The sequence below is a fragment of the Streptacidiphilus sp. MAP12-16 genome (assembly GCF_041262165.1).
In the GTDB taxonomy this organism is placed as follows: Bacteria; Actinomycetota; Actinomycetes; order Streptomycetales; family Streptomycetaceae; genus Streptacidiphilus.
In genome coordinates this window covers 115120-127573 of record NZ_JBGCBY010000020.1, presented here as the reverse complement: position 1 = coordinate 127573, position 12454 = coordinate 115120, and the positions used below count along the sequence as shown (strand labels likewise).

12 protein-coding genes and 1 pseudogene are annotated in these 12454 nt (G+C 70.0%); 9 read left to right on the top strand and 4 right to left on the bottom strand.

What is annotated here, in order from left to right; translation table 11 throughout:
• Window positions 1-159: 159 nt before the first annotated feature.
• Window positions 160-588 carry a winged helix-turn-helix transcriptional regulator gene (locus tag ABIA33_RS25250; RefSeq protein WP_370084731.1) on the bottom strand — a complete coding sequence of 143 codons (429 nt, stop codon included), beginning with the start codon at window positions 586-588 and terminating at the stop codon, window positions 160-162.
• A 333-nt stretch (window positions 589-921) separates the two neighbouring features.
• On the opposite strand from ABIA33_RS25250, the gene ABIA33_RS25245 reads away from it, so the two are divergent.
• The 4 genes and pseudogenes from ABIA33_RS25245 (at window position 922) to ABIA33_RS25230 (ending at window position 3084) form a co-directional block, all read left to right on the top strand.
• Window positions 922-1344, top strand: a complete 423-nt coding sequence (locus tag ABIA33_RS25245; protein WP_370084730.1) for a 4-oxalocrotonate tautomerase family protein — start codon at window positions 922-924, stop codon at window positions 1342-1344.
• Between the two features lie 200 nt (window positions 1345-1544).
• Complete coding sequence (locus ABIA33_RS25240; RefSeq protein ID WP_370084729.1) at window positions 1545-2243, top strand: SDR family oxidoreductase; 699 nt, start codon at window positions 1545-1547, stop codon at window positions 2241-2243.
• A gap of 44 nt (window positions 2244-2287) precedes the next feature.
• Window positions 2288-2406, top strand: a pseudogene (locus tag ABIA33_RS25235) (FAD-binding protein); the annotation flags it as partial.
• Between the two features lie 78 nt (window positions 2407-2484).
• Window positions 2485-3084: a DNA-3-methyladenine glycosylase I gene (locus tag ABIA33_RS25230; protein ID WP_370084775.1), complete on the top strand. Its 600-nt coding sequence runs from the start codon at window positions 2485-2487 to the stop codon at window positions 3082-3084.
• Window positions 3085-3491: 407 nt separating this feature from the next.
• Here ABIA33_RS25230 and ABIA33_RS25225 read toward each other — a convergent pair whose 3' ends face one another.
• Complete coding sequence (locus ABIA33_RS25225; RefSeq protein WP_370084727.1) at window positions 3492-4223, bottom strand: alpha/beta fold hydrolase; 732 nt, start codon at window positions 4221-4223, stop codon at window positions 3492-3494.
• A gap of 627 nt (window positions 4224-4850) precedes the next feature.
• On the opposite strand from ABIA33_RS25225, the gene ABIA33_RS25220 reads away from it, so the two are divergent.
• Genes ABIA33_RS25220 through ABIA33_RS25205 form a run of 4 tightly spaced genes read left to right on the top strand, consistent with a single transcriptional unit; the run spans window position 4851 to window position 6626 of the window.
• A complete protein-coding gene (locus ABIA33_RS25220; protein WP_370084725.1) occupies window positions 4851-5192 on the top strand; it encodes an ArsR/SmtB family transcription factor in 342 nt (113 codons plus the stop codon).
• A 30-nt stretch (window positions 5193-5222) separates the two neighbouring features.
• Window positions 5223-5702 carry an SRPBCC family protein gene (locus ABIA33_RS25215; RefSeq protein WP_370084724.1) on the top strand — a complete coding sequence of 160 codons (480 nt, stop codon included), beginning with the start codon at window positions 5223-5225 and terminating at the stop codon, window positions 5700-5702.
• Complete coding sequence (locus ABIA33_RS25210; protein ID WP_370084722.1) at window positions 5702-6337, top strand: dihydrofolate reductase family protein; 636 nt, start codon at window positions 5702-5704, stop codon at window positions 6335-6337. Before ABIA33_RS25215 ends, ABIA33_RS25210 begins: the two co-directional genes overlap by 1 nt.
• Before the next feature lie 55 nt (window positions 6338-6392).
• Complete coding sequence (locus ABIA33_RS25205; RefSeq protein ID WP_370084720.1) at window positions 6393-6626, top strand: hypothetical protein; 234 nt, start codon at window positions 6393-6395, stop codon at window positions 6624-6626.
• Here the strand turns inward: ABIA33_RS25205 and ABIA33_RS25200 are convergent.
• The gene (locus ABIA33_RS25200) at window positions 6613-9366 is read right to left on the bottom strand and encodes an AAA family ATPase (RefSeq protein WP_370084718.1); all 2754 of its coding nucleotides are present in this window, start codon (window positions 9364-9366) and stop codon (window positions 6613-6615) included. The two genes, ABIA33_RS25205 and ABIA33_RS25200, sit on opposite strands and share 14 nt — an antisense overlap.
• 169 nt (window positions 9367-9535) lie before the next feature.
• Here ABIA33_RS25200 and ABIA33_RS25195 point away from each other — a divergent pair, with 169 nt between their 5' ends.
• The gene (locus ABIA33_RS25195) at window positions 9536-10024 is read left to right on the top strand and encodes an asparaginase domain-containing protein (RefSeq protein WP_370084717.1); all 489 of its coding nucleotides are present in this window, start codon (window positions 9536-9538) and stop codon (window positions 10022-10024) included.
• Here ABIA33_RS25195 and ABIA33_RS25190 read toward each other — a convergent pair.
• Window positions 10004-12367: a discoidin domain-containing protein gene (locus ABIA33_RS25190; RefSeq protein WP_370084716.1), complete on the bottom strand. Its 2364-nt coding sequence runs from the start codon at window positions 12365-12367 to the stop codon at window positions 10004-10006. The genes ABIA33_RS25195 and ABIA33_RS25190 overlap by 21 nt on opposite strands.
• Window positions 12368-12454 lie beyond the last annotated feature (87 nt).

Sequence of the window (12454 nt, the reverse complement as noted above, 5' to 3'; positions counted from 1 at the left end):
GCCGTCAGGCAGTGGGTCGCTTCGGAGCATCCATGTCGCCTGGCCGGCCAGTAGCGTCGACGTTCTCCGTACTGGGGGAACTGGTCTATCCGCGAGTGGCCACGATCCGGCGGGCGGAGAGCCACAGGGTGTACGGGTTGTCCCGGTCTCCGTGCAGCTTCAGCATCTCGGCGACGATCCCTTCCACGGTGTCCTGCTCGGAAGCCACACGGGCATCACTATGACGTCCTGCGGTTCCGGGACCACGTCGCATGCAGCGTAGCGGGCGGTGGCGTCGAGCGGCTGGCCGCAGGACGCGTGCGTGAACACCCGGCGGGGCTCGCGGTCGTCGGCCGCGTAGGACTCGCCCCAGGAACGCAGGGCGTACAGGGGCGGCCACAGGGTCTTTCCCCTGTCCGTCACCTCGTACAGGTGGCGCCCGCCGTGCTGAGGGTCAGGCCGACGTTCGAGCAGGCCCGCCTTGACCAGGGCAGACAGCCGCGCGCTCAACACGGTTCGCGGCGCGTCGAGGTGCGCGGAGAAGTCGTTGAAGCGGCGGACGCCGTAGAAGGCGTCACGCATGACCAGCAAGGTCCAACGCTCCCCCACGACTTCAAGGCACGGGCGAGCGAGCAGTCCTGCTTCTCGTAGGTACTTGGCAACACACCGTCATGGAACCACACGAAGTCGCTTTGGTCCGATGATTGAACCTTGCCTTCGTTCGCGACGCGGCCGGCGCCACCGGACGCAAGATCGAGCACCTGTCGGATGGCCCGTAGGGATCCGGGCCGTCTTGTTGACCTCACAGCGCGGGCCCTACGCACCCGTCCGCGCGGACTACGTGCGCTGCGGGATCTCTTGGTCGCCCACGTGAGGGATGCTCGCTACACGGCGAAGTCCGCTTCACCATCCAGTTCACATCGCACAGCGAGGATTGATCGCATGCCCATGATCGACGTCTACGCCGCCAAGGGTCTGATCAAGGACCGCAAGGCGCTGGCCCAGGAGCTCGCCCAGGCGATCATGCGCTGGGAGAAGGTCCCGGTCATCCCGTTCTTCACGGACAACACGGCCGCCTTCGTCCACGAGCTGGACGCGGAGAGCTTCTCCAGCGCCGGCGGCAGCACCGACCACGTGCGGGTCGCCGTTACCACCAACGCCGGCGCGCTCAACCGTGAGCAGCAGCTCGGCCTGGTCAAGGAGATCTCCGAGCTGGTCGCATCCGCCGCTGGGGACCCCTCGCTGGCTGAGCGCACCTGGGTGGCCCTGACCGAGGCGGTCCCCGGAGGCTGGGGCATCGGTGGCCACTCCTACACCAACGAGGAGCTCGTCCAGCACGTTCGCGAGCTGCTGGCCAAGGCCTGACCTCTGGAACGGGGCCACCGGCCCACCAGCCCCGCGGCGCCGCAGCCCGGACCCGACCGCGCTGCCACGCACGTCAGCTCCCGCGATCGCCAGGCCTTCACCGAGCTGCACCGGGATTCCGCCGCCACAGCAGGGGCCGTCCCGCAGACCGGCGCCGGCGACGACAACACGCAGCAACCCGTGAAACGAGGTGTCGGACGATGAGGATCGAGGGAGCGGTCGCCCTGGTGACCGGTGCGAACCGCGGGATCGGGCTCGCCTTCTCGCGCGCCCTGCTGGCCCGGGGCGCCGCCAAGGTGTACGCGGGGGTCCGCCAGCCCGTGGAGTTCAACCTGCCCGGGCTGGAACCGGTGCGACTCGACGTCACCGACCACGGCCAGGTCGAGGAGGCCGCGGCACTGGCGTGCGACGCGAACATCGTCATCAACAACGCCGGCATCCAGGCCGGGCCCGGTCTGCTGGACGGCTCGTTCGAGGGCGCGCGGCGGGAGATGGAGGTGAACTACCTGGGCGTGTGGGCCGTCTCGCGGGCGTTCGCGCCCGTGCTCGCCGCAAACGGTGGCGGAGCCCTGGTGAACATGCTGTCGGTGGCGTCGTGGAGGGCGAACAACCGATTCCCGGGCTACGCCGCGTCCAAGGCCGCGGAGTGGTCACTGACGAACGCGTTGCGTGTCGGCCTGCGCGAGCAGGGGACGCTGGTCGTGGGCGTTCACGTCGGCTATGTGGACACCGACGCCACCGTGGGGGTGAACGCGCCGAAGGCGGCGCCGACCGAGGTGGCCGCCAAGACGATGGACGCGATCGAGCGCGACGAGCCGGAGGTGCTCGTCGACGAGGCCGCACGGCGGGTCCGTGCCGCGCTGTCCGGGCCCTTGGACCTGCTGTACCCGGCGACCTGAGCGGGCGACCGACAGACTGACCCGAACAGCTGTGAGGTGGAGCCATGAACCCCGACTCCGACTTCGACGTCGTCGTCCTGGGAGCCGGGCCGGGCGGCTACGTGGCCGCAATCGCTGCGCCCAGCTGGGCCTGCGCACCGCACCGTGTCCCGCGCCTGGATGGGAACCTGAAGGGGAAGCAGTGCCAGCGGGGGCGCCATCAGCCGCGGAACAGGACGGGAACAGGACGCTGGAGGATCGCATGGACAGCGATGTAGTCATCGGATACGACGGGAAGCCGCGCTGCGACTGGGCCGGGACGGGCGACACCGCGCTTGCCCGCTACCACGACGAGGTGTGGGGAACCCGCACCCACGACGAGTCCGCGATGTTCGAGGCCCTCACCCTCGGCCTGTTCCAGGTCGGACTGAGCTGGCGGATCGTGTTCGGCAAGCGGGACGCGTTCCAGACGGCGTTCCGCAGCTTCGACGTCACCAAGGTGGCCTCGATGACCGGCCGGGACGTCGACCGGCTGGTGGAGGACCCCTCGATCATCCGCAACCGCGCCAAGATCCAGGCCACCATCGAGAACGCGCGCACCATGCTGTCCGCGTCGCCTGACCTCCCGGCCCTCGCCAAGTCCTACGAGGTCGATCGCAAGCGAGCACCCCGATCCCTCGCCGAACTGCCCACCGTCACGCCGGACGCGGAGGCCTTCTCCAAGCGGTTGAAGTCTCAGGGCTACCGCTTCATCGGGCCTACGAGCGTGTACGCGTTCATGCAGAACGTGGGCGTGGTCAACGACCACATCCACGGGTGCATCCGGGCCGTCGACTACCACGCCACGGCCCGGAGCCGCTGAAGACCGGGATCCGCGGCGGGTTGGCCGCGGTGCGGCCGCCGCTTGGTAGCTCCCGTCGGAATGGCAGCTGGGCCCGCGGGCGCGGGCTGTCGCCGCCCGCCGGGTCGCCCCCCGTGTCGCCGCCCGCCGGGGAGGGCCGGGCAGGCCGGTCAGTTGTGCCGGGCAGGCCGGTCAGTTGTGGAGCTGGGAAACCTGGTGGACCTGCGAGCGACGTGGGTTCGAGCGACCGCGCCCGGGGCTCGCGTGTCCTCGACCCAACCGTCCGAGGGCCCTTGTCGGCTCCGGGCGGCTTCGGCGGAAACGTGTCGGCTCCGCGCGGTTGCGGTGGAAACGCCCCTCACCGGGGCCCGCGCACCCGCTGCCGTGGACTACTGCCGGGAGAGGCTCTCGGCCTCCCCCGGTCGTGCTCACTTCGCGACGGCCTGAAGGGCGGTGAGGATCACCTGGGTCACTTCGTCCGAGCGCGAGAGGGCAATGGCGTGGGAGCCGCCCTCGACCACGGTCACGGTCGCCCCGACCCGCTGCGCCGCGGCCCGCTCCGCGTCCGGGTTGATGGCGTGGTCAGCCCCGGCGACCACGAACCAGCTGGGAACGTTCTTCCAGCCGGGCTCCACAGCGAGCGGCTCCCCGAAAGCCGTGTCGGTCGCCGGTCGCTGGGTCGCGTTCATGATGGCGGCCTGCTCGGCCGGCAGGTCCGCGCAGAACACCGAGTGGAAGTGCTCGGGCTGGATGTAGAACTCGGTCCCGGTTCCGTCGCCCAGCGGAAAGGCCTTCGGCAGCAGGGAGGAGTCCAGCTCGGCCGGGGCGAACGCCGCGTTCGACCCGAGGGTGGACATGCCCTTGTCGATACCGAAGGAGGCGACGTAGACCAGGCCCTTGACGTTGTCGGCCTTGGAGGAGGCGTAGGTGATGACGGGGCCTCCGTAGGAGTGCCCAACCAACAGGACCGGCCCGTCGATCTGGGACACCACGCTCGCGGTGTACTCCCCGTCGGCGGTCAGTCCGCGCAGCGGGTTGCTCGGCGCTACCGAGGCGACGCCCGCCTGGCTCAGCCGGTCGATGACCTTGGCCCAGCTGGAGGCGTCGGCGAAGGCACCATGGACCAGGACCACGGTGAATGAGGGTGCCTGTGAAGTCATGATCTGCTCTCCTCTTTCCCATCGTGTGCGGTCGCGCCGGCCCGGGCCGGCGCGACCGCCAAGGATGCTGACGGTGAGACGGGGCCACGCGGTGCGGCCCGGCTGACATGGCGGCCGGTCGTGCCATGTTCCGTGGCATTCGCGTGGCACTCGCGTGCCTGCGCCGGTCCCCGGACGGCTGCCTGGGCCACCCGGGCTGCCAGGGACCAGCCATGAGGTCGCCTACGAGACCACCATTCGCCGGGTGGACTGCCGTGTCATCCCGTGCGGCACGTAGTAGCGGCGGCTACGCGACCACGCGTGGCCAGTTCGGACAGCGATCGGGAATCACCTGCTCCAGATCTGCGAGTGAGGTATGCGAACGTCCGCTTGGATGTCCCATCCTCCAGGTAGCGCCGCAGGATCCGGCCGATGGCATCGGTGACCGACCGACGATGGGCGGGCGCGTCCGGACACGGCGCACGGGCAGGTCGGAGAAGTCGCTGTGTGCGGTGCCTTCGACGATGAGCCAGCGCTTCCAGCCATCGTCGCGGCGGCGAAGCCGCGGAGGAACGATCGTCGTCTGACAGGACTCGCCTGATTTCCCCCCGGCTTGACGCATGCCGATATCGGAATATGATGGCGGTCATGGCACGAGCAGCGACGACGTCAGATGTCTTCAACGCGATCGCCGAGCCGCAGCGCCGGGAGATCCTGCTGCTGCTGCGGGCGGGTGAGCGGCCGGTGACCGAGCTGGCCCGGGAGCTGGGGATGACCCAGCCGAGCGCGTCCAAACACCTGCGGGTACTCCGGGAGGTCGGGCTGGTGCGGGACCGCAACGCAGGCAAGCAGCGCCTGTACGGCCTTGATGCCCGCGGGCTGCGACCGGTCCACGAGTGGACCGGTGGGTTCGAACGATTCTGGAACGAGAGCTTCGACCGGCTGGGCGCGTACGTGCAGGACCTGAAGCAGGCAAGGCAGGAGGAGTAGCTGATGAGAGCGACGGGACGAGGAGCGCCGATGAAGTCCGCGACGGACGACCGCGAGATCGTCATCTCCCGGGTCATCGACGGCCCACGGGAGCTGGTGTTCGAGGCGTTCACCGAGGTCCGGCACCTGTCGCGGTGGTGGGGGCCGGAGGGGTTCACCACCACCACGCGGGCGTTCGAGTTCCGCGTCGGCGGGGAGTGGGACTTCATGATGCACGGACCGGACGGGACGGACTACCAGGAGTGGATCTCCTGGACCGAGATCGCCCCGCCGGAGCGGATCGCGCTGCGCCACGGTGAGTCCCGCGGCGACCCCAACGCCTTCGAGTCGACCCTCACCTTCGCGCCGGACGGCGCGGCGACCCGGATCGAGATGCGCACCGTGTTCCTCACCAAGGAGCTGCGCGACGAGGCTGTCGAGAAGTACCACGCGATCGAGGGCGGCCGGCAGACCCTGAGCAACCTGGCTGCCTACGTCACCGAGATCGTCCGGAAGGGAGCGGAGGGCTGATGGCCGGGAAGGTGTTCTTCAGCGTGTCGATGTCGCTGGACGGGTTCATCGCGCCCGAGGAGCGCACGGACGCCCCGGACGTGCAGCGCTGGACGGCGCAGTGGATGGAACTGCAGCAGTGGATTTTCCCGCAGCGGTTCTTCCGGGAGAACCTGAAGCTCGGCGAGGGCGGCGAGGAAGGACGGGACAACGACATCGCGAGGGAGACGTTCGAGCGCACTGGCGCGAGCGTGATGGGCAAGCGCATGTTCGACCTCGGCGAGCAGGCGTGGCCGGAGGAGGCGCCGTTCCACACGCCGGTCTTCGTCGTGACGCACGAGAAGCGTGACCCCTGGGAGCGGCCGGGCGGGACCACCTTCCACTTCGTCAACGAGGGCATCGAGACCGCGCTCGACCTGGCCCGCGAGGCCGCCGGCGACCGCGACGTCCGCATCGCGGGCGGCGGCGCGACGATCCTGGACTACGTGAACGCCGGCCTGATCGACGAGTTCTCGATCGCGCTGTCACCCGTGCTGTTCGGCTCCGGGATCCGCCTGTTCGAGGGCGTGGACGCGTCCCGCGTGGCCCTGCAGCCGGTCCGCGCCGAGCCCTCCCCGAGGGTGACGCACCTGACCTACACCGTCCGGGAGCGGTAGCCATGAAGCTGGCTGGGACGCGGCGCCGCCGAGCTCCTGGCCATCGCCGAGGACCTTGCGCCACCACGACATCGATCTCGAACCCCACACCGGCCCCCTCCAAGGGGTCTACGACCCCTCCGGGCCCGGCGCCGCCCTGTTCGCCTTGGTCGCCCACGACGACATGGCCGACTACGCCCGCGCCCTGGAATCGGGGCTGCTTTCCGTGTTGGCCGCCCGCGACTGCTCCGCGCGTCCCGGGATGGCGGCCAGCGCCTGCGCCGGGGGCTCGGCGCCTACTGCGGGGTAGTGAACATGCGCTGGTTGGCGAGTTCGCGCCGGGAGTGCACGTCGAGTTTCCGGAAGACCTTGCGCAGGTGGTAGTCCACCGTGTGCGCGCTGAGGAACAGCTGGGCGGCGATCTCGGCGTTGGTCGCTCCCGCGGCCGCGAGATGGGCGACCCGGGCCTCTTGAGCGGTCAGCTGATCCCCGGTGCCCGCGGTGTCGCGCGGTTCCACGGGGTCCCCCGCGGCGGACAACTCCCGGGCCGTGCGGGCGGCGTAGCCGTAGGCGCCCATCTCTTCGAACAGCTGGTGGGCGGTGCGCAGTTGACTGCGGGCTTCTTTGGTGCGCCGCTCGCGGCGCAGCCACTCGCCGTACAGCTGGTGGCTGCGCGCCCGCCGACCCGGTCCGCGGGTGTTGCGGTGGTGCTCGATGGCCTCAAGGTAGAGCTGTTCCGCCTGCTCGGGGGCGTCGCACGTCAGGGCCCGGGCGCGGGCGAGATCGCCGAGCAGGCCGGGCACGGGGGTGCGTTCGGCGAGGCGCCGCAGGCGCTCCGTCAGTTCGGCGGCTCTGTCATCCATGCCGCATCGGGCGGCTGCCTCGACCATGTCGACGACTGCGAACTTGAGCTGGCAGACCTCTCCGATGCGGTCCTTGAGGCTGAGGTAGGCCTCCTGGTAGTGGCTCTGGCTGAGTTCGACGACGGCGTTCGCGTAGTCGCGGAAGACCAGTTGGTAGCCCTGGCCGGTGCGGGCGGCGTGTTCGTCGACGGCCTTCAGCAGCTGGCCGGCGGTGTCCACCTCGCCGCGCCAGGCCGCGACCAGCAGGGCACCCAGGTAGATGGTGGCTCCGCGGGCTTCTTCCAGCGCCGCGCGCTGGTCGAAGAAGCGCTCCGCCTCCGCCAGATGTCCGGCGATGAGCTCGGACAGCGCGCTGTGGCTGAGCGCGAGCGCCATCGGGATCACGGTTCCTTGGCGGCGGGCTTCGGTCTCCATCCGGCGGGCGAGTTCGTGCAGGGCGATGTCGTCGCCGAGGATGGTGGCGTGTGAGCAGGCCGCGGCCAGCCAGGGGAACAGTTCCGCGGCCGTGGAGTTCTCGCTGCTGGCCGCGGCGATCGCTTCCTTGAGCAGCGGTGTCGCCGCTGCCAGTCCCTCCAGGTGGAGTGCCGTGTCGGCCTCGAGGATCACATCGCCCGTCGTTGCCTGCACGTGTTGCGGCAGGGGAAGAGCGCGAACGGCTTCGGCCACGCTGCGGCGGGTGGCGCCACGAGGCGCCAGGGCGTCGCTGATCTGGGCCTGGACGAGGGCCTCCACGAGTACGTCCCGCGCCAGGCGGATGTCGACGGGGCCCAGTTCCCGCGCGGCTGCAAGCAGCGCGTTGGTGGCTCGGGCCGGCTCGCCCATGAGTCGGTGGACGTGGGCCTGGGCGCGCTGGATCTGGCCGTTGTGCCGCCGGTCGGCGCGGTAGGCGGCGGCTTCGTCGAGCAGGGCCTGGGCGCGGCCCGGAGAGCCGGCCATCGCGCTGGATTCGGCGGCGGCGAGGAGGCGACGCGAGCGGGCGGGCAGGTCGGCGGTCAGCGTGGCGGCGTGCGCGAGGAGGGTGGAACTGCCCGTCCAGCCGCCGCGGTCGCGCGTGCGCTCGGCGGCCTGCTCGAGCTCTGCCGCGACCTTCTCATCGGGCTCGGTGGCGGCCGCTGCCAGGTGGAAGGCCCGCAGTTCGGCGTTGCCCAGGTCGCCGGTGACGGCGGCCAGAGCGGCATGGACGCGGGTGCGCTGGGAGAGGGGCGCGCCGTAGTAGATGGCTGAACGGATCAGCGGGTGACGGAACTTGACGGTGTCCCGGATGGCGAGCAGCTGACGCTCTTCGGCTGCTTCCGCAGCGTCTGCGGCGAAGCCGAGCTCGGCGCCCGCGCGCCAGAGCACGTTGGGGTCGCCGGTGGGGTCGGCCGCGGCGGCAAGCAGGAGGGTGCGGGTCCGCGGCGGCATGGCCGCGACGTCGCTGAGGTAGCTGCGCTCCAGCTTCTGCCCCAGAGGCACGGGGTCGGGCAGCGGGGACTCGCCGCTCAGCTGGTCGGCGTGCAGTTCCCTGGCCGCCTCGATCAGCGCCAGAGGGTTGCCTCCGGTGCTGGCGACGATACGCGAGCCGACATCCGGAGCCAGGGTGCCGTTGACGACGGACTCGAGCAGTTGGCCGGCCGAGACGGGGTCCAGGCTGTCGACCGGAAGCTGGGGCAGGCCGGTCAGCCGTTCGGCATGGGTGGCGCCGTCGCGTGCGGCGAACACGATCGCGGCGGAGTCGGCGTACATCCTTCGCGCGATGAAGCTCAGGACCTCAGCCGAATCGTCGTCCAGCCAGTGGGCGTCGTCCACCAGGCACAGCAGCGGGGGGCCGTCGGCCCGGGAGGCCAGCAGCCCCAGCGAGGCCATCGCGACCAGGAAGCGGTCCGGCGGGGTCTTGCGCCGCTGGAGCCCGAAGACCTGGCTGATCGCGTCGCGCTGCGGCTCCGGCAGCTTGGGGATGCGGCCCAAGAACGGCAGCAGCAGCTGGTGGAGGGCGGCGTATCCGAGTTGCGCCTCGGATTCGACCGCGTCGAAGCGCAGCACCTCAAAGTCCGGCGACGCCGCGCGGTGCACGTAGTCCATCAGCGCGGTCTTGCCGGCTCCTGCGCTGCCCCGAAGAACGACTGCCGCGCTCATCCCGCGCTGGGCGTGTTGGAGAAGGACGCGCAACGTGGCGCATTCGTCGTTCCGGCCGAAGAGCTCGTCCACCCGTCAGCCCACCACGGCCCGAGGACGCCGCGCGCAGGAACGCAGGCGGCCGTCTTCCCGGAACGCCTGAAGGGGGCGACGATCGCCGGCCAAGCTGTATCCTCCTCGACGCGGGATTCTTCCAGCGGGGGCCGTGCCACGCGGACGACGAGCCCACACGGGTCCATTGATGGGACTTAAGTCTCGCCCATCTTGCCCACTCGCGCAGGGCGTCGCACGGCATTGCCGATACAAAGGCGTGTCCGTGGGAGCCGACCACGGTCCTCGCGGTCGCACCGCGAAGACCGGCCCAGTCGTGGTGACCGATGCCATGCGCAACTCGGGCCTGCCCGGCACAGACGGCCCTGGCAACCTCGACGCGGCCGTGCGGGTGGCGGCAAGCCCACTCGCGCAGGGCATAGGCGTGCTCATCGTCGTCGGCGACGAGATCCACCTGGCCCGCGCCGCGCGCAAACGGCACTCCTCGTTCCCAGCGGCCTTCGAGAACACCGGCATCGGTACGCCCCCACCACCGACACCGAGGCTGAAGGCGGCGCCCGCCCCTGGGGCGACTGGCGTAGCAGCGTCACCTGGCTGTGCCTTTTGTGCGGGGTGGGGCCGGGAATCGGGTTCCCGGCCCCACCCGGTGCAGGAGCGCTCAGCTGCTGAAGGCCTGTAGCTCCCACAGCGAGTAGCCGTACTGGGTGGCGCGTGCGGTGCCGTTCATGCGCAGATAGCGGCCGGTGCCGGTGACGTTGAGGGTCTGGGTGCCGCCGGTACCTGTCGTGGTGGAGTAGATCGGCGTCCACGTTGTGCCGTCATTGGACGTCTGGATCTGGAAGGACGTGGCGTAAGCCGTCTCCCAATCGAGGACGACCTGGCAGATGTTCTGCACCGAGCCCAAGTCCACCTGCAACCACTGCGGGTCGGAGAACGCACTGGACCAACGGGTACCAGTGTTGCCGTCCACCGCAGCCTGCGCCGGCGTTCCGACGTTCTCCGTCGACGACGCGGTGGCGGTCTTGTTCAGCGCGACATTGGTCGTCCCACACCCGCCGCCGGTACCGCCAGTTCCCGCGAAGGCCTGCAGCTCCCACAGGGAGTAGCCGTACTGGGTGGCACGCGCGGTGCCGTTCATGCGCAGATAGCGGCCGGTGCCGGTGACGTTGAGGGTCTGGGTGCCGCCGGTACCTGTCGTGGTGGAGTAGATCGGCGTCCACGTTGTGCCGTCATTGGACGTCTGGATCTGGAAGGACGTGGCGTAAGCCGTCTCCCAATCGAGGACGACCTGGCAGATGTTCTGCACCGAGCCCAAGTCTACCTGCAACCACTGCGGGTCGGAGAACGCACTGGACCAACGGGTACCGGTGTTGCCGTCCACCGCAGCCTGCGCCGGCGTTCCGGCGTTCTCCGTCGAGGACGCGGTGGCGGTCTTGTTCAGCGCGATATTGGTCGTCCCACACCCACCGCCGGCCGCGCTCACGACCCAGCTGAAGGCGGCCGATCCGACCGCCCCGGTACTGTCGGTGGCGGTCACTGTCACGTTGGAGGTACCCGCCGCAGTCGGGGTCCCGGAGATCAGCCCGGACGAGGCATTGATCGACAACCCTGCGGGCAGTCCGGTGGCGGCATAGGTCAGCGTCTGACCCGACGCCGAGTCACTCGCGTGCACCTGCACGCTCGCCGCCGTACCCACCGTCGAACTCTGACTGCCGGGACTCGTCACCGTCACCGTGTTTCCGGTGCCGCCACCGCTGGGCACTGTCCACTGCTGCTGGGCGGAGTCGGTGCAGGTCTCGATGTCGAGCCGGGAGGCGGTGTTGCCGCCGGGATCGGTCAGGCACAGCCCGGAACTCGGGTTCAGCAGCTCGCCGTTGGCCTGGTGGGTCCAACCCTGGGCGGCGGTGCCGTTGCACGGATACCAGTCGACGTTGGTGCCGCTGGTCGTCCCGGCGCTCACCACGTCCAGGCAGCCGCCCTGGACCCGGAGGGTGTTGTCGCTGTACGGCGACCACTGCTGGCCCGCGCTTCCGTCGCAGGCGCTCACACCGATCGGGTTACCCTCCGTGTTGAGGGAGTTCTGGTTGGCCAGGCAGAGGCCGTTGATCCCCTTGGACGCGCCGGTCGCGGTGGCGGTCCCGGTGGGGGTGGAGTTGCCGCCCTGCTCGTACACGGCCACATATCCCACGCTCATGGCCCCGCCAGAGGACGTCGCCGCCGTGGGGGTCGCGGAGCCGTAGACCCCGTCCGGGTAGTTGCCTCCCATCGCGAGGTCCCAGATGATGAAGAAGCCGTGGTCAATGGCCTGCTGCCAGGCCGTGGTGCCCACCGACGCCTCGGTGATGGTGCTCTCGACAGTGCCGTCCATCAGGAACTGGAGGGTCTCGGCGCTGGTGTTGGTGCGGTCGATGATGACCGAGTAGGTGTGGTAGCCGGTCTGGCAGGTGGACCCCGCGCCGGGGCAGGCGATCAGCGTGTGTCCGGGGCTGTTCGCCGAGTCGTGGAGGGTCTGGGATGCCTGGTTCAGGCCGTTGACGTCCTCCATCATGTCGATCTCCCCGGACGTGGGCCAACCACCGCCCGCCCGCATCGGGGATCCGAGAGCCCAGAACGCCGGCCAGTAGCCGAGCCCGTTGGCGGGATTGGGCTGCTCGATCGAGGCCGTCATCTCGAGCTTGCCGCCGGCCGGCGCCTGGAAGTCCTCACGGGTGCTCTCGAGCCGTGCCGAGGTCCAGGTCCCACCATTGTTGATGGCCTTCAGAACAAGGTGACCGTTGCCGTCCAGGTAGGAGTTGTTGGTCGAGTTCGTGGTCTGCTCGTGTTCTCCCGTCCCGTAACCGGTGCCGATGTCGTAGAACCAGTTCGCTGACGACGGCGCGGATCCGGCCGCCCCCGCGAAGTCGTCGCCGAACACGGTCGTCCAACCCGGCGGCGCCGGCGGCACGGTGTCCGCCTGCGCCGCCGGGGCGGCGACCATCGTCGTGGTGACGGCGCCGGTCAGGCATCCGGCAAGAAGTGCCACGGTGGCCAGGAACGAGCGCCCCCTCGCCGGCGTCCTGGACGACTGCCCTGGAGGTTCGTTTCGGCGGCCGACTCCCCGGCCGATACG